The sequence below is a fragment of the Kocuria sp. CPCC 205231 genome (assembly GCF_040980965.1).
In the GTDB taxonomy this organism is placed as follows: Bacteria; Actinomycetota; Actinomycetes; order Actinomycetales; family Micrococcaceae; genus Kocuria; species Kocuria rosea.
The window spans coordinates 51,853-70,468 of sequence record NZ_JAVKPP010000003.1; the positions used below are offsets into that span (position 1 = coordinate 51,853).

16 protein-coding genes are annotated in these 18,616 nt (G+C 74.0%); 7 read left to right on the forward strand and 9 right to left on the reverse strand.

Features of this window, described 5'->3' with window-relative positions; all coding sequences use genetic code 11:
- Positions 1 to 165: 165 nt before the first annotated feature.
- The 4 genes from RF640_RS03495 to groES form a co-directional block, all read right to left on the reverse strand.
- The gene (locus RF640_RS03495) at positions 166 to 2,268 is read right to left on the reverse strand and encodes an acyltransferase family protein (RefSeq protein ID WP_368826629.1); all 2,103 of its coding nucleotides are present in this window, start codon (positions 2,266 to 2,268) and stop codon (positions 166 to 168) included.
- Positions 2,265 to 4,334, reverse strand: coding sequence for an acyltransferase family protein (locus tag RF640_RS03500; RefSeq protein ID WP_368826631.1), 2,070 nt, complete (start codon positions 4,332 to 4,334; stop codon positions 2,265 to 2,267). Before RF640_RS03500 ends, RF640_RS03495 begins: the two co-directional genes overlap by 4 nt.
- A 173-nt stretch (positions 4,335 to 4,507) precedes the next feature.
- Complete coding sequence (groL, locus tag RF640_RS03505) at positions 4,508 to 6,115, reverse strand: chaperonin GroEL (protein ID WP_035924783.1); 1,608 nt, start codon at positions 6,113 to 6,115, stop codon at positions 4,508 to 4,510.
- A gap of 158 nt (positions 6,116 to 6,273) precedes the next feature.
- Positions 6,274 to 6,570: a co-chaperone GroES gene (groES, locus tag RF640_RS03510; RefSeq protein ID WP_017834525.1), complete on the reverse strand. Its 297-nt coding sequence runs from the start codon at positions 6,568 to 6,570 to the stop codon at positions 6,274 to 6,276.
- Between the two features lie 431 nt (positions 6,571 to 7,001).
- Between groES and RF640_RS03515 the strand changes: the two genes are divergently transcribed.
- The 7 genes from RF640_RS03515 (at position 7,002) to RF640_RS03545 (ending at position 14,445) form a co-directional block, all read left to right on the forward strand.
- Complete coding sequence (locus RF640_RS03515) at positions 7,002 to 7,997, forward strand: siderophore ABC transporter substrate-binding protein (RefSeq protein ID WP_095650567.1); 996 nt, start codon at positions 7,002 to 7,004, stop codon at positions 7,995 to 7,997.
- Between the two features lie 81 nt (positions 7,998 to 8,078).
- Positions 8,079 to 9,065 (forward strand): ABC transporter permease, encoded by a 987-nt coding sequence (locus RF640_RS03520; protein ID WP_035924791.1) that lies wholly within the window; start codon positions 8,079 to 8,081, stop codon positions 9,063 to 9,065.
- Positions 9,058 to 10,125, forward strand: coding sequence for an iron chelate uptake ABC transporter family permease subunit (locus RF640_RS03525; RefSeq protein WP_017834522.1), 1,068 nt, complete (start codon positions 9,058 to 9,060; stop codon positions 10,123 to 10,125). Before RF640_RS03520 ends, RF640_RS03525 begins: the two co-directional genes overlap by 8 nt.
- Positions 10,122 to 10,877 (forward strand): ATP-binding cassette domain-containing protein, encoded by a 756-nt coding sequence (locus tag RF640_RS03530; RefSeq protein ID WP_336649910.1) that lies wholly within the window; start codon positions 10,122 to 10,124, stop codon positions 10,875 to 10,877. The genes RF640_RS03525 and RF640_RS03530 overlap by 4 nt, the downstream gene beginning before the upstream one ends.
- Positions 10,878 to 10,923: 46 nt before the next feature.
- The gene (locus RF640_RS03535; RefSeq protein WP_336649909.1) at positions 10,924 to 12,195 is read left to right on the forward strand and encodes a class I SAM-dependent methyltransferase; all 1,272 of its coding nucleotides are present in this window, start codon (positions 10,924 to 10,926) and stop codon (positions 12,193 to 12,195) included.
- Between the two features lie 49 nt (positions 12,196 to 12,244).
- Positions 12,245 to 13,390 carry a glutamate--cysteine ligase gene (locus RF640_RS03540; RefSeq protein WP_035924797.1) on the forward strand — a complete coding sequence of 382 codons (1,146 nt, stop codon included), beginning with the start codon at positions 12,245 to 12,247 and terminating at the stop codon, positions 13,388 to 13,390.
- 59 nt (positions 13,391 to 13,449) lie between these two features.
- Positions 13,450 to 14,445 carry a 2-hydroxyacid dehydrogenase gene (locus RF640_RS03545; protein ID WP_095650568.1) on the forward strand — a complete coding sequence of 332 codons (996 nt, stop codon included), beginning with the start codon at positions 13,450 to 13,452 and terminating at the stop codon, positions 14,443 to 14,445.
- 15 nt (positions 14,446 to 14,460) lie between these two features.
- On the opposite strand, the gene tsaD is transcribed toward RF640_RS03545, so the two are convergent.
- From tsaD to alr, 5 genes are read right to left on the reverse strand one after another with little or no spacing between them, the layout of a single operon-like run.
- On the reverse strand, positions 14,461 to 15,558 hold the full coding sequence (gene tsaD / locus RF640_RS03550; RefSeq protein WP_109268105.1) for a tRNA (adenosine(37)-N6)-threonylcarbamoyltransferase complex transferase subunit TsaD: 1,098 nt from the start codon (positions 15,556 to 15,558) through the stop codon (positions 14,461 to 14,463).
- Positions 15,555 to 16,034 carry a ribosomal protein S18-alanine N-acetyltransferase gene (gene rimI / locus RF640_RS03555; protein ID WP_109268253.1) on the reverse strand — a complete coding sequence of 160 codons (480 nt, stop codon included), beginning with the start codon at positions 16,032 to 16,034 and terminating at the stop codon, positions 15,555 to 15,557. Before rimI ends, tsaD begins: the two co-directional genes overlap by 4 nt.
- A 32-nt stretch (positions 16,035 to 16,066) precedes the next feature.
- Positions 16,067 to 16,744, reverse strand: coding sequence for a tRNA (adenosine(37)-N6)-threonylcarbamoyltransferase complex dimerization subunit type 1 TsaB (gene tsaB, locus RF640_RS03560; protein WP_368826635.1), 678 nt, complete (start codon positions 16,742 to 16,744; stop codon positions 16,067 to 16,069).
- Between the two features lie 40 nt (positions 16,745 to 16,784).
- On the reverse strand, positions 16,785 to 17,324 hold the full coding sequence (tsaE, locus tag RF640_RS03565; RefSeq protein WP_017833346.1) for a tRNA (adenosine(37)-N6)-threonylcarbamoyltransferase complex ATPase subunit type 1 TsaE: 540 nt from the start codon (positions 17,322 to 17,324) through the stop codon (positions 16,785 to 16,787).
- A complete protein-coding gene (gene alr / locus RF640_RS03570; RefSeq protein ID WP_232035269.1) occupies positions 17,321 to 18,562 on the reverse strand; it encodes an alanine racemase in 1,242 nt (413 codons plus the stop codon). Before alr ends, tsaE begins: the two co-directional genes overlap by 4 nt.
- Between the last annotated feature and the right edge of the window lie 54 nt (positions 18,563 to 18,616).

Genomic DNA, 18,616 nt, shown 5'->3' on the forward strand with positions numbered 1-18,616 from the left:
CGCCGGGAGGGGAGCGGGGGGATGCGGAGCGAGGGTGATGCGGGGCGAGGGGGGCGGGGCCGGGGGCGCCCGTCGCGACCTTATCGCACGACCGGCGCCGCGCGCGGCACCCGGCGCTCCGTCACCGGGCGGCGCCGGGGGCCGGCGGCCGGGGACGGGCGGTCGTCAGGGGCGGAGGCCGTCGGTGGCAAGGGCCTCCCGGAACCGCTCGCCGAAGACCGGGGCGGCGCTCTCGGAGTACACCCGGCTGAGGTGGTCGTCGTCCCAGTACACGTAGACGTTGCCGACGACCGGCGGGCACCGCCCGTCCGGGCAGATCAGGTCGGTGAGGTCCAGGGTCGAGTAGAGCGGCAGCTCGCGGGCGAGCGGGAGCGCGGGATCGGGCGTGCCCACCATGGGGTGCGCGAAGGTGCACCGGGGGTCGTCCTCCCCGTTCGCCACCGCGCACTCGGCCGGCGCCTCCGGGAAGCGGGGGGTGTCGCGGATCCCGACCACGGGGATCCCGCGGTCGGTGAGCTCGCGGATCCGCTGCTCCAGCCCGGGCCGGAGGACCTCCCCCTCCAGGTCGGTGAAGGTCGACTGGACGACGACGAGGTCGGGGTCGGCGGTGCCGATCATCTGCTCGGCGCCCTCGAACCACGCCCGGCAGCTCTCCGAGCCCGGCTGGTCCTCGGCGGCGGCGTAGAAGCAGCCCGGCTGGATCCAGGTCAGCACCCGCCACCGCTCGGCCTCCGCCAGGGGCCGCAGCGCGGGGAGCCAGTGCTGCAGGTGGCTGTTGCCGAGCACGAGCACCGTCCGCTCGGGGGCCTCCTGCGCCACGCTCTCGTGGCAGAAGCGGAGGAGCTCCTCCGGCAGGTCGAGGTCCTCGGGGCAGGCCTCGCCGAGGGAGGCCGGCTGCCTCGGCAGGTCCTCCGGCAGGGGCAGGGTCGGGGCGTCCGGGTCGCCGCGGAACTCGAAGCCGGGCTCGAGGACGGCGGCCCCGGGGTTGTTCCGGACGGCCTCGGCCTGGATCCGCTCGGCACGCCGGTCCTCGAGCTGCTGCCAGGCGAGCACGGGGGCTGTGACCAGGGCGAGACAGAGCACCACGACCCCGGCGAGGCGCCGCTTGTTCTGCTCGGGCCAGGCCCACTTCTTGAACCGGTCCTCGACCAGCCGGGTGGCCAGCACGGCGAGCACCAGGGAGACGACGATGATCACCACCCCCGATCGCGGCCCGGCCATGGGCCGGTCCCGCAGCACGAGGTAGGTGATCAGCACGGGCCAGTGGATCAGGTACAGCGCGTAGGCCGAGTCCCCCAGCCGCACCAGGGGCCGCGAGGCGAGGATCCGGTCCAGTCCGAACGGGGACCCGGAGCGGCCGGCCACGATGATCGCCGCGGCCGAGAGCAGCGGCCACAGCGCGATCCACCCGGGGAACGCCCCCTGCACGTCGACCAGCACCCCCACGGAGACCATGCTGAGCAGCCCGGCCCAGCCCAGGGCCACGCGCGCGGTCCGCGGCGGCCTCAGGTAGGGCAGGGCGAGGGCGAGCAGCGACCCGAGGGCGAACTCCCACAGCCGGGTGCGGGTGTCGAAGTAGGCGAACTCCTGCTGGACGGCGGTGCTGTGCACGGACCAGGCCAGGGAGGCCACGAGCACGGTGCCGAACATCGCGACCAGGACGGGGACCGGCCGGAGGCTCCCCCGCCGCGTGAGCAGCCAGGCGGCGGCGAAGATCAGCGGCCACAGCAGGAACACCTGCCCCTGGACCGACAGGGACCAGAAGTGCTGGAACGGCGAGGCGGTCGAGTGGTCGGCGGCGTAGTAGTCGACGGAGCTCAGCGCGAGCGCCCAGTTCTCCGCGTAGAACACCGAGGCCAGCGCCTCGGTGCGCCACTGCCCGGCGTCGGAGCCGGGGTAGACGGCGGCCACCAGGACGAGGGTGCCGAGGATGGTGAGCACCGCCAGGGGCAGCAGCCGCTTGAACACGTGCAGCCAGTACCGTCCCAGGGCCAGGGGCCGGCCGGCCTCGAGCTTGCGCACGAAGGACAGGGTGAGGAAGAAGGCGGAGATCAGCAGGAACACGTCCACGCCCCCGGAGACCCGGCCGAGGAACACGTGGTAGACCACGACGAGCAGCACCGCGACGAACCGCAGTCCCTGCACCTCGGGGCGGAACCCGGAGTACCGGGCCACCCGCCGGGCCGTGTCCGGCTCGACGCCCCCGGGGCCGTCCGGGGAGGTGGCCCCCGGGTCCGGGCGCGGGGCGCCGGCCTGCACCGTGCTCACGAGGACACCTCCTGGAGGAGCGTGCCGGGGAGCCGGGTCTCGAGGGCCGGCGCCATCGTCCGCGCGTAGGTCCACGTGAGGTGGTGCGGGTCGAAGAAGACGTGCACGTTGCCCACCACGGGACGGCACAGCCCCTCCGGGCAGATGAGGTCGGTGAGGTCGAGCGAGGCGAAGCCGTTCCGGTCCCGGAGGGCGTCGGCCGGGTTGACGGGCGCCAGGACCTGCTCGACGGGCACGCGGCACCGGTCGGCGTCCTGGCCGTGGCGCACGGCGCACTCGTAGGGGTTGAAGTCGAACCGGGGGTTGTCCCGGAAGCCGACGACGTCGATGCCCTGGCCCGTGAGGCGGTCGACCAGCTCCGGGAACCCCCCGACGAGGGCCTCGGCGGGACCGTCCATCCGGGCGGCGTAGGTCGAGGTCGTCATGACCGCGTCCGGGGCGAGCCGCTCCACGTACTCGATCGCCGCGTCGTTGCCCTCGTGGCACGCGTCCCCCTCCGGGCGCACCGCGAAGGCGCAGCCCGGCTGCAGCACGGCGACGAGCTGCCAGTTGCGCTCCTCCGCGAGGGGGATCACCGCGCCCATGAACTGCTCCATGTGGGAGTTGCCGACCACCGCGATCGTCCGCTCGGGGTCCGGCAGGGCCGGGGTCTGGCGGCAGTACTGCTCGAGGACCTCCTGCTCGGGGGCGAACGCCCCGGAGCAGGGCTCGGGCAGCCCGACCCACTCGTCGCCCAGCGCGGAGGCGAGGGGCAGGGTGGGGGCGTCCGGGTCGCCCCGGAACTCGAAGCCCGGGTCCAGCACCGCGGCCCCGGGGTTGTTGCGGGCGGCGTCCTCCGCCAGCGCGGCCGCCCGCCGTGCGTCGGCCTGCTGCCACGCCAGCACCGGCACCGCCACGAGCGCCAGGCTCACCGCCACCGACACGGCCAGCCGCCGCTTGTCCCGCTCCGGCCACGCCCACCGCTGGAACGGGCGCTCCACGAGCTTGGTGGCGGCCACCGCCAGCAGCAGGGAGACCAGGATGATCGCGACCCCCGACCGCGGCCCGGCCACGGGCCGGTCCCGCAGCACCAGGTAGGTGATCAGCAACGGCCAGTGGATGAGGTAGAGCGCGTAGGAGGCGTCCCCCAGCCGCACCAGCGGCCGCGAGGCCAGCAAGCGGTCCAGGCCGAAGGGCGAGCCGGAGTGCCCGGCCACGATGATCGCCGCGGCCGAGAGCAGCGGCCACAGGGCGATCCAGCCGGGGAAGGCCCCCTGCACGTCGATCAGCACCCCGACCGAGACCATGCTGAGCATCCCGGCCCAGCCCAGCACCACCCGCACCGACCGCGGCGGCTTCAGGTACGGCACCGCGAGGGCCAGCAGGGACCCGAGGGCGAACTCCCACAGCCGGGCCCGGGTGTCGAAGTAGGCGAACGCCTGGTCCGTGGCGGTCGTGTGCACCGACCAGGCGAGGGAGACCGCGAGGACCAGCCCGAAGATCACCGCCAGCACCGGCACCGGCCGCCGGCGCCCGCCCCGGCACACGAGCCACGCCGCCCCGAACACCAGCGGCCACAGCAGGAACACCTGCCCCTGCACCGACAGGGACCAGAAGTGCTGGAACGGGGAGGCCGTGGAGTCGTCGGCGGCGTAGTAGTCCACCTCGGCCAGCGCCAGCGCCCAGTTCTCCACGTAGAACACCGAGGCCAGCGCCTCCGTGCGGACCCGGTCGATCCGCGCCTCCGGGAAGAACCACCACGCCAGCACCAGGGTGCCCAGGATCGTGAGCACCGCCAGCGGCAGCAGCCGCTTGAACACGTGCAGCCAGTACCGCCCCAGCGCCAGCGGCCTCCCCGCCTCGAGCTTGCGCACGAAGGACAGGGTCAGGAAGAACGCCGAGATCAGCAGGAAGATGTCCACTCCCCCGGACACCCGGTCCAGGAACACGTGGTAGACCACCACGAGCAGCACGGCGACGAAGCGCAGCCCCTGCACCTCCGGACGGAACCCGGCGTACCGGGCCACCCGCCGGGCCGTGTCCGGCTCGACGCCGGCGGGAGTGCTCTGCGCACCGAGGGTCGTCATGGGCATCTCCTGGGAACACCGTGCCGCCGGGGGCGCGGCAGTGGTCGGACGGACCCCCGCACTCTACCGGAGGCGCCGGGGCGGCCCCCGGAGACGGCGACGGACCCGCCCCACCGGTGGTGGGACGGGTCCGCGGGGCGAGCCGGCTCGGCGCCGGCCGTCAGTGCCGGCCGTCAGTGCTGGTGGCCGTGGCCGTGCCCCTCGTCCTCGGCGGGCTTGTCCGTCACGAGCGTCTCGGTGGTCAGCACGAGCGCCGCGATGGACGCGGCGTTCTGCAGCGCCGAGCGGGTGACCTTGACGGGGTCGATGATGCCGGCGCCGACCATCTCGACGTACTCGCCGGTGGCGGCGTCGTAGCCGTGCCCGGCCTCGAGCTCGGCGACGCGGGAGGCGACCACGGCCCCGTCCTGACCGGCGTTCTGGGCGATCCAGTACAGCGGCTGCCGCAGCGCGCGGCGGACGATGCCGAGCGCGGTCGCGGCGTCCCCGGTGAGCCCGAGGTCGGACTCGTCGAGGACCTTCGCGGCCTGCACGAGGGCGGTGCCGCCGCCGGCGACGATGCCCTCCTCGAGGGCCGCGCGGGTCGCGGAGACGGCGTCCTCGATGCGGTGCTTGCGCTCCTTGGCCTCGACCTCGGTGGCGGCGCCGACCTTGATCACGGAGACCCCGCCGGCCAGGCGGGCGAGCCGCTCCTGGAGCTTCTCGCGGTCCCACTCGGAGTCGGTGCGCTCCACCTCGGCGCGGATCGTGGCGACCCGGTCCTGGATCTCGGCCGGGGTGCCCCCGCCGTCGACCAGGGTGGTGGTGTTCTTGGTGACCGTGACGCGCCGGGCGGTGCCCAGCTGCTCCAGGGTGACCTGGTCGAGGCTGATGCCCAGCTCGCTGGTGATGAGCTGGCCGCCGGTGAGGACGGCGAGGTCCTGCATGATCGCCTTGCGGCGGTCGCCGAAGCCGGGGGCCTTGAGGGCCACGACGTCGAGGGTGCCGCGCAGCCGGTTGACCACGAGGGTGGACAGGGCCTCGCCCTCGACGTCCTCCGCGATGATGGTCAGCGGCTTCTTGGCCTGGAGGACCTTCTCCAGCACGGGCATGAGCTCGGGCACCGAGGAGATCTTGCCCTGGTACAGCAGCACCAGGGAGTTCTCCATGACCGCTTCCTGGCGCTCGGCGTCGGTCACGAAGGACGGGGACAGGTAGCCCTTGTCGAACTGCATGCCCTCGGTGACGTCGAGCTCCACCTCGGTGCTCGAGCCGTCCTCGATCGTGATGACGCCGTCCTTGCCGACGGTCTCGAAGGCCCGGGCGATGAGCTCGCCGATCGCCGGGTCCTGCGCGGAGATGGTCGCCACGTGGGCGACGTTGGTGCCCTCCACCGGGCGGGCGTTCTCGAGCAGGCGCTCGGAGACGGCCTCGACGGCCTTCTCGATGCCGCGCTTGAGGCTCAGCGGGTCGGCGCCGGCGGCCACGTTGCGCAGGCCCTCCTTGACGAGCGCCTGGGCGAGCACGGTGGCGGTGGTGGTGCCGTCGCCGGCGACGTCGTTGGTCTTGGTCGCCACCTCCTTGGCGAGCTGGGCACCGAGGTTCTCGTACGGGTCGTCGAGCTCGACCTCGCGGGCGATGGTCACGCCGTCGTTGGTGATCGTGGGGGCGCCCCACTTCTTGTCGAGCACCACGTTGCGCCCGCGCGGGCCGAGGGTGACCTTGACGGTGTCGGCGAGCTTGTTGACGCCGTTCTCGAGGGACTTGCGGGCGGCGTCGTCGAACGCCAGCTGCTTGGCCATGGGCGAAGAGCTCCTTCTGGGGTGGCTGGGGTCGCCAGCGGGTTTCGGGGTCTGGATCGGCGAAGGGTGCCCGCCGCGGGCCCGCCGGAACAGCGGGGCGTGCGGCGGGCACCCTTCGTCAGGACTGCGCGGTCTGCGCCGGGTCGGTGCGGCCCGGTCTACTTGACGACGACGGCGAGCACGTCGCGGGCCGGGAGGACCAGGTACTCCTCGCCGTTGTACTTGACCTCGGTGCCGCCGTACTTCGAGAAGATCACGACGTCGCCCTCCTGGACGTCGACCGGGATGCGGTTGCCGGAGTCGTCGACACGACCGGGGCCGACCGCCAGGACCTTGCCCTCCTGGGGCTTCTCCTTGGCGGTGTCCGGGATGACGAGACCGGACGCGGTGGTCTGCTCAGCGGCGAGCGGCTGGACGACGATGCGATCCTCGAGAGGCTTGATGGAGACCGACACGATCTCTCCTTGTCTGTAGGGGTGGAAAACGGTGGGCGACCGCGGGCGGAGCCCGCCGTCGAGCTTCGGGCCGATCGGCGCACCGACCGTCGTCGCGGTGCCGGTCGATCGCCTGGCCCTTAGCACCCTCACCCGGAGAGTGCCAAGGCCAACTGTAGGAGCGGGCTGGCAGTCGGTCAAGGCGAGTGCCAGCGCGCCGACCCCCGCGGGAACGTCCGGCGGGAATTAGGTCACGCCCGTGTTCGCCAATGATTTGCCTCACGCCCGCCCGACCCTCTAGGTTGAGCGGTAAGGCAACCCTTACCTCGGCCGAGCAGCGGTGCCCTCCTCGACGTCCCGGCGCATCCGTGCGCAGGTCCGTCGCGCCCATCGGATCCCGCCGGCGTCCGCCACCCCGGAGCACGCCGGCGTCCTCTGCACGAAGGAAGACCATGAACCGCACCCAGCACCCGGCTGCCCTCCTGGCCGTCGCCGGTGTCCTCGCCCTCACCGCCTGCGGCACGGCCCAGGGCGACGAGGCCGCCTCCGCGGAGTCGTCCGCCCCCTCCGCCGCCACGGTCGAGGTCGAGGACAACTACGGCACGCAGACGGTCGAGGCCCCGCCGGCGTCCGTCGTCGCCACCGACAACCGCACCTTCGAGACGCTCGCCGAGTGGGGCGTCGAACTGGCGGCGGCCCCGCGCGCCCTCATGCCGGACACCATCGCCTACGCCGACGACGAGTCCGTCGTCGACCTCGGCAACCACCGCGAGCCCGACCTCGAGGCCGTCGTCGCCGCGGACCCCGACCTCATCGTCAACGGCCAGCGCTTCGCCGACTACCGCGAGGACTTCGCCGACCTGGTGCCGGAGGCCACCATCGTCGAGCTCGACCCGCGGGAGGACGAGCCCTTCGACGAAGAGCTGAAGCGGCAGACCTCCGTCCTGGGCCAGGTCTTCGACCGCGAGGACGAGGCCGAGCAGATCAACGGCGACTTCGACGCGGCGATGCAGCGCGTCGTCGACGGCTACCGGCCCGGCGACACGGTCATGGCCGTCACCGTCTCCGGCGGCGAGATCGGCTTCATCGCCCCGGGCAACGGACGCACCCTGGGCCCGCTGTTCGAGATCTTCGACTTCGCACCGGCCCTCGAGGTCGAGGGCGCCAGCGACGACCACCAGGGCGACGACATCTCCGTGGAGGCGATCGCCGACTCGAACCCCGACTGGATCCTCGTGCTGGACCGCGACGCCGCGATCTCCGCCGAGGACCCGGAGTACACCCCGGCGCAGGAGGTCATCGAGAACGCCGCGGCCCTGCAGAACGTCACCGCGGTGCAGGAGGGCCAGGTCGTCTACATGCCCCGGGACACCTACACCAACGAGGGCATCCAGACCTACACCGAGTTCTTCGACACCCTGGCCGACGCCATGGGCGCGCAGGACTGACCCATCGTCCGGACGGCGGTGGCGGGGTCCGCCCCACCACCGCCGTCCGCCGGGCACGAGGCCGGAGGAAGGACTGACCCCATGTCGACGATCGTGTCGAGACCCCCCGCGGCGAGCAAGGGCTCGCTGTTCGACTGGAAGCTGCTGCTCGGTGCGCTCGGCGTCCTCGCGCTGCTGGCCGCGTCCCTCCTCACGGGGGTCTACGACGTCTTCGGCGCCGAGGACGGCGACGAGATGTTCGCGATCACGCGGATCCCCCGCACCATCGCCTTGGTCCTGGCCGGCGCCGCCATGTCCATGTCCGGCCTGGTGATGCAGCTGCTCACGCAGAACCGCTTCGTGGAGCCCACCACCACGGGCACCACCGAGTGGGCGGGGCTCGGGCTGCTGCTCGTCGTGCTCCTGGTGCCCACCGCCACGGTCCTCACCCGGATGCTCGGCGCCGTGACCGCGGCCTTCATCGGGACCATGGTCTTCTTCCTCTTCCTGCGCCGCGTCTCCCTGCGCTCCTCCCTCATCGTGCCCATCGTCGGCATCATGCTGGGCGCGGTGGTCGGGTCCGTCTCGACGTTCCTGGCGCTGCAGACGGACATGCTGCAGAACCTCGGCGTCTGGTTCGCCGGCAGCTTCACCTCGGTGCTGCGCGGTCAGTACGAGGTGCTGTGGATCGTGCTCCTGGTCGGGATCGCGGTGTTCCTCGTGGCGGACCGGCTCACCGTCGCCGGGCTCGGCGAGGACGTCGCCACCAATGTCGGGCTGAACTACCACCGCACCGTCCTGCTCGGGACCGGGCTGATCGCGGTGGCCACCGGCGTCGTCACCGTCGTCGTCGGCAACCTGCCCTTCCTGGGCCTCATCGTGCCGAACATCGTCTCGATGGTCCGCGGCGACGACCTGCGCAGCAACCTGCCGTGGGTGTGCCTGCTCGGCATCGCCATCGTGACGCTGTGCGACCTCATCGGAAGGATCATCATCATGCCGTTCGAGATCCCCGTGTCCGTGATCCTCGGGATCGTCGGCGCCGTGGTTTTCGTCTGCCTGCTCCTGAGGCAGCGTCGTCGTGTCTGAGGCCGTGCTCAGCACTCCCGCACCCGCACCGGCCGCGGCGCCGGCGGCCCCCGCCGCACGGGGCCGCGCCGGGGCCTTCCCCACCCCGCGGGCCCGGCGGCGGTACTGGACGGTCGTCGCCGTGCTGGCCCTCGCCTCCGCGGGCTTCGCCTTCGGCCTGCTGGCCTGGGACAACCCGATGCCGGTCGGCTCGGACGGCTTCTGGCGGATCGCGGACCGCCGGGTGACGAGCGTGGTCATCATGGCGGTCGTGGCCTTCTGCCAGGCGATCGCGACCGTGAGCTTCCAGACGGCCACGAACAACCGGATCATCACCCCGTCGATCATGGGCTTCGAGTCCCTCTACGTGGCGATCCAGACGTCCACGGTGTACTTCCTGGGCGCCGCGGGGATCCTCGTCCTGCAGGGCGTGCCGCAGTTCCTGCTGCAGGTCGCCCTCATGGTCGCGCTCTCCCTCGCGCTCTACGGCTGGCTGCTCTCCGGCCGGTACGGGAACCTGCAGGTGATGCTGCTCGTGGGCATCATCATCGGCGGGGGCCTCGGCTCCGTCTCGACCTTCATGCAGCGTCTGCTGTCCCCCAGCGAGTTCGACGTGCTCTCCGCCCGGCTGTTCGGCTCCGTGACGAACGCCCAGGCCGACTACCTGCCGGTGGCCGTCCCGCTGTGCCTGCTGGCCGGCGGCGCCCTGTGGCTGAGGTCCTCGCGCCTGAACGTGGTCGCCCTCGGACGGGACGTGAGCCTGAACCTCGGCCTGCGGCACCGCGCCGAGATCATGGGCACCCTCTTCCTCGTCTCCGTCCTGATGGCCGTCTCCACCGCCCTGGTGGGCCCCATGACGTTCCTCGGCTTCCTGGTGGCGACGCTCGCCTACCAGTTCGCCGACACGTACGACCACCGCCACCTCTTCCCCGTGGCGGTCCTCACCGGGTTCCTCGTCCTGACGGGCGCCTACTTCGTCCTGAACCACGTCTTCTACGCCCAGGGCGTCGTCTCGATCATCATCGAGCTCGTAGGCGGCTCCGTCTTCCTCTACGTCATCCTCCGAAAGGGCCGGCTGTGATCACCCTGACCAACGTGCGCAAGGACTACGGCGGTGAGGTCACGGTCGGGCCCGTCGACCTCGAGATCCCGTCGGCCGGCATGACCGCCCTGGTCGGCCCCAACGGGGCGGGCAAGTCCACGCTGCTGACGATGATCGGACGCCTGCTCGGCCTCGACGACGGCAGCATCGACATCGCCGGCTACGACGTGGCCCGGACCCGGTCCAAGGACCTCGCCCGGATCGTCTCCGTCCTGCGCCAGGAGAACCACTACATCACCCGGCTCACCGTGCGGCAGCTGGTGGGCTTCGGCCGCTTCCCCCACAGCCGCGGCCGGCTCACCGCCGTGGACGACGAGATCATCGGCAGGTACATCGACTTCCTCGGCCTGGCGCCGCTGGAGCACCGCTATCTCGACCAGCTGTCGGGCGGCCAGCGCCAGCGCGCGTACGTCGCCATGGTCCTCGCCCAGGAGACCGACCACGTGCTGCTGGACGAGCCCCTCAACAACCTCGACATGCGGCACGCCGTGTCGATGATGCATCACCTGCGGCGGGCCTGCGACGAGATGGGGCGCACCATCGTCATCGTGCTCCACGACATCAACTTCGCCAGCCACTACGCGGACCGGATCTGCGCCGTCAAGGACGGCCGGGTCGCCGAGTTCGGCGAGCCGCACGAGATCATGGACGGCGCGGTCCTCACCCGGGTCTTCGAGACCCCGGTGACCGTCATCGACGGCCCCCGGGGCCGTCTCGCCGCGTTCTACTGACCGGAGCCCGCCCGGACGGGCGGGCGGGGGCGGATAGGGTGGACCGATGCAGAACGAGGCGACCGACATCGCACCCCTGCTCACCGCCGAGGGGAGTCGCCTGCTGGAGGCCGTGGGCCCCTACGACGCCGACGACGCCCTGGGGGCCGCGACCCGCCTGCGCGCCGCGGGGCACGATCCCCGGCTCGTCTCCGCGGTGCTCACCCAGTCCCGGCTCCGCGCCAGGGCGCGGGAGAAGTTCGGCGACTTCGCCGACCGCATGCTCTTCACCCGGGCCGGCCTCGAGCAGGCCACCCGGCTGCGGGTGGCCGCCCTGCACGCCCGGCGCTTCGCCGACGCGGACCTGGTGCACGTGGCCGACCTCGGCTGCGGCATCGGCGCGGACGCGCTCGCGCTGGCCTCCCTGGACCGCCGGGTCACCGCCGTGGAGCTCGACGAGACCACGGCCGCGGTGGCCACGCTCAACCTCCTCCCCTTCCCCGAGGCCACGGTGCTGCAGGCCGACGTCGAGCGGCTGGACCTCGCCGCCCTGCCCGGCGGACCGCCGGACGGGGTGTGGCTGGACCCGGCCCGGCGCACCACGTCGTCGTCGGGCACCCGCCGGATCTTCGACCCCGAGGCGTTCTCCCCGCCCCTGTCCTTCGTCGAGGCGCTGGCCGGGCGCGGCCTGCCCGTCGGGGTGAAGCTGGGGCCGGGCATCCCGCACGAGGCGGTCCCCGCCGGGTGCGAGGCGCAGTGGGTCTCCGACCGGGGCGACGTGGTCGAGGCCGTGCTGTGGTTCAACGCGGTGGCCCGCCCCGGCGTGCGGCGGGCGGCGCTCGTGCTCTCCGAGCACGGGTCCGCGGAGCTCACCAGCCCCGAGGACCACGACCCCGCCCACGCCGACGCCGTGGTCGGCCCCGTGGGCGCGTACCTCTACGAACCGGACGGCGCGGTGATCCGGGCGGGGCTCGTCACGGACCTCGCCCGGCAGCTGGGCGCGCGGCTGATCCACCCCCGGATCGCCTACCTCACCTCCGACGAGCTCGTGCGCACCCCGCTGGCCCGGGCGTACCGCGTGCGGGAGGTGCTGCCGCACACCGTCAAGGTGCTCAAGCGGTGGGTCCGGGAGCACGAGGTCGGCACGCTCGAGATCAAGAAGCGCGGCACGGACGTCACCCCGGAGGAGCTGCGCCGCCGGCTCGCGCCGAAGGGCCCCGGACGGGCCACGCTCGTGGTCACCCGGACGGCTCCGGGCCCCGGCCCGGAGGGCCCGGGGCGGGGCGGCGCGGGCCCCGCGGAGCAGCGCGTCGTGATCGTCGTGGAAACCGTAGACTGATGGCTCCGCGGGCCGACCGGCCCGCCCCAGAGCACGGAGGACCTGCCGCGTGGAGATCTCGTTCGCCCGCTCCCACCAGTCGACGCTGGGCGTCGAGTGGGAGATCGCCCTCGTGGACGGCACCACCGGGGATCTCGTCCCCCGGGGCCGGGAGACGTTCGAGGCCGTCCTGGACGCCCACCCCGCCTGGGGCACGGACGGCGACCACCCGCACCTGACCGGGGAGTTCCTGCTCAACACCGTCGAGCTGGTCACCGGGGTGTGCCGGGACGTCGCCCACTCCACCGAGCAGCTGTCCACCATGCTGGACGAGATCCGCAAGGTCACCGACCCGCAGGGCCTCGAGGTCTTCGCCGCCGGCACCCACCCGTTCGCCCGCTGGCAGGACCAGCAGGTCACCGACAAGCAGCGCTACCACAAGCTCGTGGACCGCACCCAGTACTGGGGCCGGCAGATGGTCATCTACGGGGTGCACGTGCACGTGGGCCTCGACTCCCGGGCGAAGGCGCTGCCCGTGCTGGACGGGCTGCTGACCTACTACCCGCACCTGCTGGCGCTGTCCGCGAACTCGCCCTTCTGGGCGGGCGAGGACACCGGCTACGCGTCCCAGCGCTCCATGATCTTCCAGCAGCTGTCCACGGCGGGGCTGCCGTACCACTTCCCGTCCTGGGACGCCTACGAGCAGTGCATCACGGACATGATCGCCACCGGCATCATCGAGGAGATGAGCGAGGCCCGCTGGGACGTGCGCCCCGTGCCCCGGCTGGGCACCGACGAGGTGCGCTTCTGCGACGGGCTCTCGACCCTGTGGGAGGTCGGGGCGCTCACGGCGCTCACCCAGTGCCTCGCGGAGTCCATCTCCCGGGACGTGGAGGCGGGCCGGCCCCCCGCCCGCCTGAAGCCCTGGCACATCCAGGAGAACAAGTGGCGCGCCGCCCGCTACGGCCTCGACGCCGAGGTCATCACCGACCCGCGCAACGTCGAGCGGGACCTGCGCACGGACCTGACCGCGCTGCTCGACCGGCTGGAGCCCGTGGCCGCGCAGCTGGGCTGCTCCCGGGAGCTCGCCGACGTGGAGCGGATCCTGGAGCAGGGCGCCGGCTACCAGCGCCAGCGCGCGGTCGCCCGGGCCCACGACGGGGACCTGCACGCCGTCGCCCTCGACATCGTCCGCCGCACCCGGGAGAACGACTGACCCGCCCGCCCGGCACGCCCCGCTGGACGCGGGGACCTGTTCGTCCCTAGGTTGCAGGCATGACGAACACGACCGGCACCGGCCCGGACCCCTCCGCCCGCCACGCCCCGCAGGACCACGGGGTGCTGCAGCTCGGCGCCCTGCACCCCCTGCTGGAGGAGGCGCTGGCCGCCGAGTTCTCCGCCCTGCGCCTGCCCGAGGACCCCGCCGAGCAGGACCGCTTCCTCGAGCGGCACGCCGGCGACGTCAGGGTGGCGGTCGGCTCCGGGCGCACCGGCGTGGGCGCGGACCTGATGCGGCGGCTGCCCCGGCTCGAGGCCGTCGTCCACTTCGGCGTGGGCTACGACGGCACGGACGCCGCCGGGGCCGCCGCGCGCGGCATCGTGATGAGCAACACCCCCGACGTCCTGACCGACGCCGTGGCGGACACCGCGCTGGCCCTCTACCTCGACGTGCTGCGCCGCTTCTCCGCGGCGGACCGCTACGTCCGGCGCGGGCAGTGGGAAAGCACGGGGAACTTCCCGCTGGGCCGGCACGCCTCCGGACGGCGGGTGGGCGTGCTGGGCCTCGGCAGGATCGGCCGGGCGGTCGCCGTCCGGCTGGAGGCGCTGGGCTGCGAGATCCACTACCACAACCGGCGCCCGGCCACCGGCAGCGGATACGCCTACCACGGGTCCGCGGCGGAGCTGGCGGCCGCCGTCGACGTGCTCGTGGTCGCCGTCCCCGGCGGCCCGGACTCCGCCGGGACGGTCGGCGCGGAGGTGCTGGACGCCCTCGGCCCGGACGGGTTCCTCGTCAACGTCGCCCGCGGCTCGGTCGTCGACGAGCGGGCCCTGGTGGCGGCGCTGCAGGAGGGCCGGCTCGGCGGGGCCGGCCTGGACGTCTTCGCCGACGAGCCCCGGGTGCCGGCCGCCCTGCGCGAGCTCGACACGGTGGTGCTCCTGCCGCACGTGGGCAGCGCGACCGTGGAGACCCGGCGGGAGATGGCCGAGCTCACCCTGCGCAACCTCCGCAGCTGGCTGGCCGACGGCACCCTGGTCACCCCCGTGCCGTGAGCGGCCCCGGCCGGCTCAGACGGAGACGGTGGTGACCGGCAGCGAGGAGTCGGCGGCGAAGTCCAGCCCGGAGGGCGCACGGCCCTCGGCCACGACCCGGGCGGCCAGCGCGGCGACCATCGCCCCGTTGTCCGTGCACAGCGGCAGCCGGGGGATCACCAGTTCGATCCCGTGCGCGGCGCAGCGCTCGGCGGTGAGCTCGCGCAGCCGGGAGTTCGCGGCCACTCCCCCGCCGAGCAGCAGCGTCCCGAGCCCCTGCTCGGTGCACGCGAGCACGGCCTTGCGGGTGACCACGTCGGCCACCGACTCCTGGAAGGACGCCGCGACGTCGGCGACCGGCACCGGCTCGCCCCGCGCCTCGTAGCCCTCGACGACCCGGGCCACGGCGGTCTTGAGCCCGGAGAAGGAGAAGTCGTAGCGGTGCGGGCCGGGCCGCTCGGCGGAGCCCATGTACTTGCCCGCGCTCAGCCCGCGGGGCAGGCGGAAGGCGGTGGGGTCCCCGTCCCGGGCGGCGGCGTCGATGGCCGGGCCGCCGGGGTAGTCGAGGCCCAGGACGCGGGCCACCTTGTCGTAGGCCTCACCGGCCGCGTCGTCGATCGTGGCCCCGAGCAGGCGCACGTCCCGGGAGAGGTCCTCGACGGCGAGGATCTCGGTGTGCCCCCCGGAGACCAGCAGCGCCCCGAGGCCGGGCGGCAGCCCGTCGTCGAAGTCGCCCTGGAAGCCTTCGACCCCGGAGTCCTCGAGCAGGCCCACGCTGACGTGCGCCACGAGGTGGTTGATCGCGTAGAGGGGCTTGCCCGTGGCCACGGCGAGGGCCTTCGCGGCGGCCGTGCCCACCATCAGGGCCCCGGCCAGGCCGGGTCCGGAGGTCACCGCGAGCGCGTCGAGGTCCGCCAGGCCCACGCCCGCCCGGTCCAGGGCCTCGCGCAGGGCGGGGACGATCGCGTCGAGGTGGGCGCGGGAGGCGATCTCGGGGATCACGCCGCCGAAGCGCACGTGCTCGTCCATCGAGGAGGACACCACGTTGGCGAGCAGGGTGCGTCCCCGGACGATGCCCACGCCGGTCTCGTCGCACGAGGACTCGATGCCCAGCACGAGGGGTCCGTCGGTCATGGGGTCTCCTCCGTCGGGGCGGCCGGGGTGTCGGTGGCGGCCGGGGTGTCGGTTCCGGTGAGGTCGAGGCGCATGATCAGCGCGTCGGCGCCGTCCCGGTAGTAGCGGGGGCGGGTGTGGATCTGCTCGTAGCCGAAGCGGCGGTAGAGCTGCTGGGCGCGCGGGTTGTCGGCGCGGACCTCGAGCAGCACCTCGGTGGCCCCGAGCTCCCGGGCCTGCGCGTGCAGGGCGCGCAGCAGGGCGGAGCCGATCCCGCGGCCCTCGTGCTCGGGGACCACCGCGATGGTCTGCACGTCGCCCACGGGGCGGAGGCACATGAGCCCCGCGTAGCCGACGATCACGCCGTCCTGCTCGGCGACCCAGTACCAGCACACGGGCTGGGCGAGCTCCGCGAAGAACATCTCGAGCGGCCAGGCGTCGACCGGGAAGAGCCGCCGCTCGAGCGCGTGCACCGCCGCGACGTCCGCGGGGACCATCCGGCGCAGCGTCCAGGAGCCGGGGGCGGGGCTCACGCGCCCGCCCGCTTCCGGGGGCCGGGGACCTTCGCGTCGGACTCGCGCAGGTACAGGGGGGTCGTGTCCGGGGACAGCGCCTCCCCGCGGGCCGTGCGGCGCGCGGCGGCGAGGCCCAGGGACGACGCCGTGGGCTGGGCCGCGGCGAACTCCGGCACGGGCCGGGCCAGCCGGTCCGCGTAGATCCCCGCCCCGCGGCCGTAGGCGGGCAGCTCCGGGAGCTGCTCGGCGGCGGCCACGCCGGGGCCCCCGGTGCGCCGCGGGCCGTCCTCGGTCGCGGCGTACCGGGCCCAGTAGACCTCCCGGCGCCGGGCGTCGGTGAGCACGAGGAACTCCTCGTGACCGGCCGCCCGGGCGGGGCCGGCCGCGTCCTGGGCGAGGGCCTCGAGGCTCATGAGACAGTGCAGCGGCACGTCCCACGCGAAGGCGAGCGCCCGCGCCGTCGCGATCCCCGCGCGCAGGCCGGTGAAGGGCCCGGGGCCGGTGCCGACGAGGACCCCGTCGAGGTCGGCGCCGGTGACGCCGCGGCCGGCCAGCAGGTCGCGGACCGCGGGGGCCAGGACCTCGGCGTGGGAGCGGGTGTCCGGGCTCGCGTAGGAGGCGAGGACCTCGCCCGCACCGGTGACGAGGGCGGCGGAGGCGACGGCGGAGGAGTCCAGGCACAGGAGGAGCACCCGACCAGTGTAGTGCCCGCCCCCGGGGGCGCCTCCCGGCTCAGTCGAGCCGCGGGGGCCCGTCCGCCCAGCGCGGGCCGATCCCCGTGAGGGTGATGCGGCGGGGCTCGTCGTCCTCGTCCGGGTCCTCGTCCCCGGCCGCGCCGGGGACGAGGGGGTCGGTACCCACGGCGCGCTCCAGCACGATCTCGAGGCGGGAGTCGGCCAGGTGCTCGACCTTCCCGGCCCCCCACTCGACCACGGTGACGGCGGTGTCGGCCGTGTCCTCCAGGTCGATGTCGTCGACCTCCGCCGCGGAGCCCAGCCGGTAGGCGTCGACGTGCACCAGGTCCGGGCCGCCGGGCCGGGGACCGTCCGGGACGTTGGGGTGCCGGCGGACCAGCACGAACGTGGGCGAGATGATCCCCGCGCGCACCCCCAGGCCCCGGCCCAGCCCCTGGGTGAACGTGGTCTTGCCCGCGCCGAGCTCGCCGGTGAGGACCAGCAGGTCCCCGGCGCGCAGCTGGGCGCCCAGACGCTCGGCCAGGGCCTGGGTGCGCCCGGGCCCGTCCACGGTCACGGTCCGGGTCCACTCGCTCATGCCTGCTCCTCCGCCGCGCCCGCCGGGCCCTCCGCGGCGTGCAGGTGCACCCGGGGCACGCGGGGCGATACGCGGGTGACGATCTCGTAGTTGATGGTGCCGGCGGCGTCCGCCCACGCGCTCGCCGAGGGGTTCTCCCCCGCCCCGAACAGCACGGCCTCCGCCCCGAGCAGCCCGTGCTCGGGGGCGGAGCGTCCCGGCGCGCCGAGGTCGACCACGATCTGGTCCATCGCGACCCGGCCGACCTCCGGGTAGGTGCGGCCCTGGATCCGCACGGGTCCGCCGGTGCCGGAGCGCGGGACGCCGTCCGCGTAGCCGAGCGGGACGAGCGCCAGGGTGGTGGGGCGGTCGGTGACGTAGCTCAGCCCGTAGGAGACGCCCTGGCCCGCCGGCACCTCCTTGACCGCGCTGACCGTGCTCCGCAGCGTCATGGCGGGCACGAGACCGAGCTGCTCCGGGGTGCGGTCCGCGAACGGGGAGAGCCCGTAGAGGGACACCCCCACCCGGACCATGTCCAGGAGCATGTCCCCGGGGCGCTCGAGCCCGGCGGCGGAGAGGAGACCGGGCGAGTTCGCCGCGTGCCGCAGCCCGGGCCGGAGCCCGGCGGCCCGCGCCGTGGCCACGGCCGCGCGGAAGCGCTCGAGCTGCTCCCGGGTCTCGGGCCGGGACGGCTCGTCGGCGACGGCGAGGTGGGTGAAGACGCCGACCACCCGCACGAGCCCCTCGGTCTCGGCCTGCGCGGCGGCCCGCACGAGCTCGGGCCAGAGGGCCTCCGGCGCGCCGTTGCGGCCCAGGCCGGTGTCGATCTTGAGGTGGATCCGGGCGGTGGTCCCGAGCGCGCGGGCGGCCGCGGCGATCGGGGCGAGCTCCCAGCCGCTGACGCCCAGCTCGACGTCGGCGGCGAGCGCCGCCCGGAAGTCGGTGTCGACGGTGTGCAGCCACGCGAGCACGGGCGCCCCGATCCCCGCGGCGCGCAGGGCGAGGGCCTCGCCGACGTGGGCGACGCCCAGGGCGTGGGCGCCGGCCTCGAGGGCCGCCCGGGCCACGGGCACCGCACCGTGGCCGTAGGCGTCGGCCTTGACCACGGCCATGAGCCGGGCGGGGGCGGCGAGGTCACGGAGCCGGCGCACGTTGGCGCGGACGGCGGCGAGGTCGACCACGGCGCTGCGCTCGCAGCGGGGCGGAGGGGGGAGGGCGGATCCGGACGGGGCGGCCGGGACGGGGTCTGGACGGTTCACGGCTCCCATTGTGGCACCGCCGCCCCCGGGCCCGGACCGGGTCCCCGGGCCCGG

Bases quoted from the DNA above. Each gene is read 5' to 3' on its own strand.
- RF640_RS03500 (WP_368826631.1), bottom strand. From the start codon at position 4,334: ATGACGACCCTCGGTGCGCAGAGCACTCCCGCCGGCGTCGAGCCGGAC.
- groL (WP_035924783.1), bottom strand. From the start codon at position 6,115: ATGGCCAAGCAGCTGGCGTTCGACGACGCCGCCCGCAAGTCCCTCGAG.
- RF640_RS03515 (WP_095650567.1), top strand. From the start codon at position 7,002: ATGAACCGCACCCAGCACCCGGCTGCCCTCCTGGCCGTCGCCGGTGTC.
- RF640_RS03520 (WP_035924791.1), top strand. From the start codon at position 8,079: ATGTCGACGATCGTGTCGAGACCCCCCGCGGCGAGCAAGGGCTCGCTG.
- RF640_RS03535 (WP_336649909.1), top strand. From the start codon at position 10,924: ATGCAGAACGAGGCGACCGACATCGCACCCCTGCTCACCGCCGAGGGG.
- RF640_RS03545 (WP_095650568.1), top strand. From the start codon at position 13,450: ATGACGAACACGACCGGCACCGGCCCGGACCCCTCCGCCCGCCACGCC.
- tsaD (WP_109268105.1), bottom strand. From the start codon at position 15,558: ATGACCGACGGACCCCTCGTGCTGGGCATCGAGTCCTCGTGCGACGAG.
- rimI (WP_109268253.1), bottom strand. From the start codon at position 16,034: ATGGTCCCCGCGGACGTCGCGGCGGTGCACGCGCTCGAGCGGCGGCTC.
- tsaE (WP_017833346.1), bottom strand. From the start codon at position 17,324: ATGAGCGAGTGGACCCGGACCGTGACCGTGGACGGGCCCGGGCGCACC.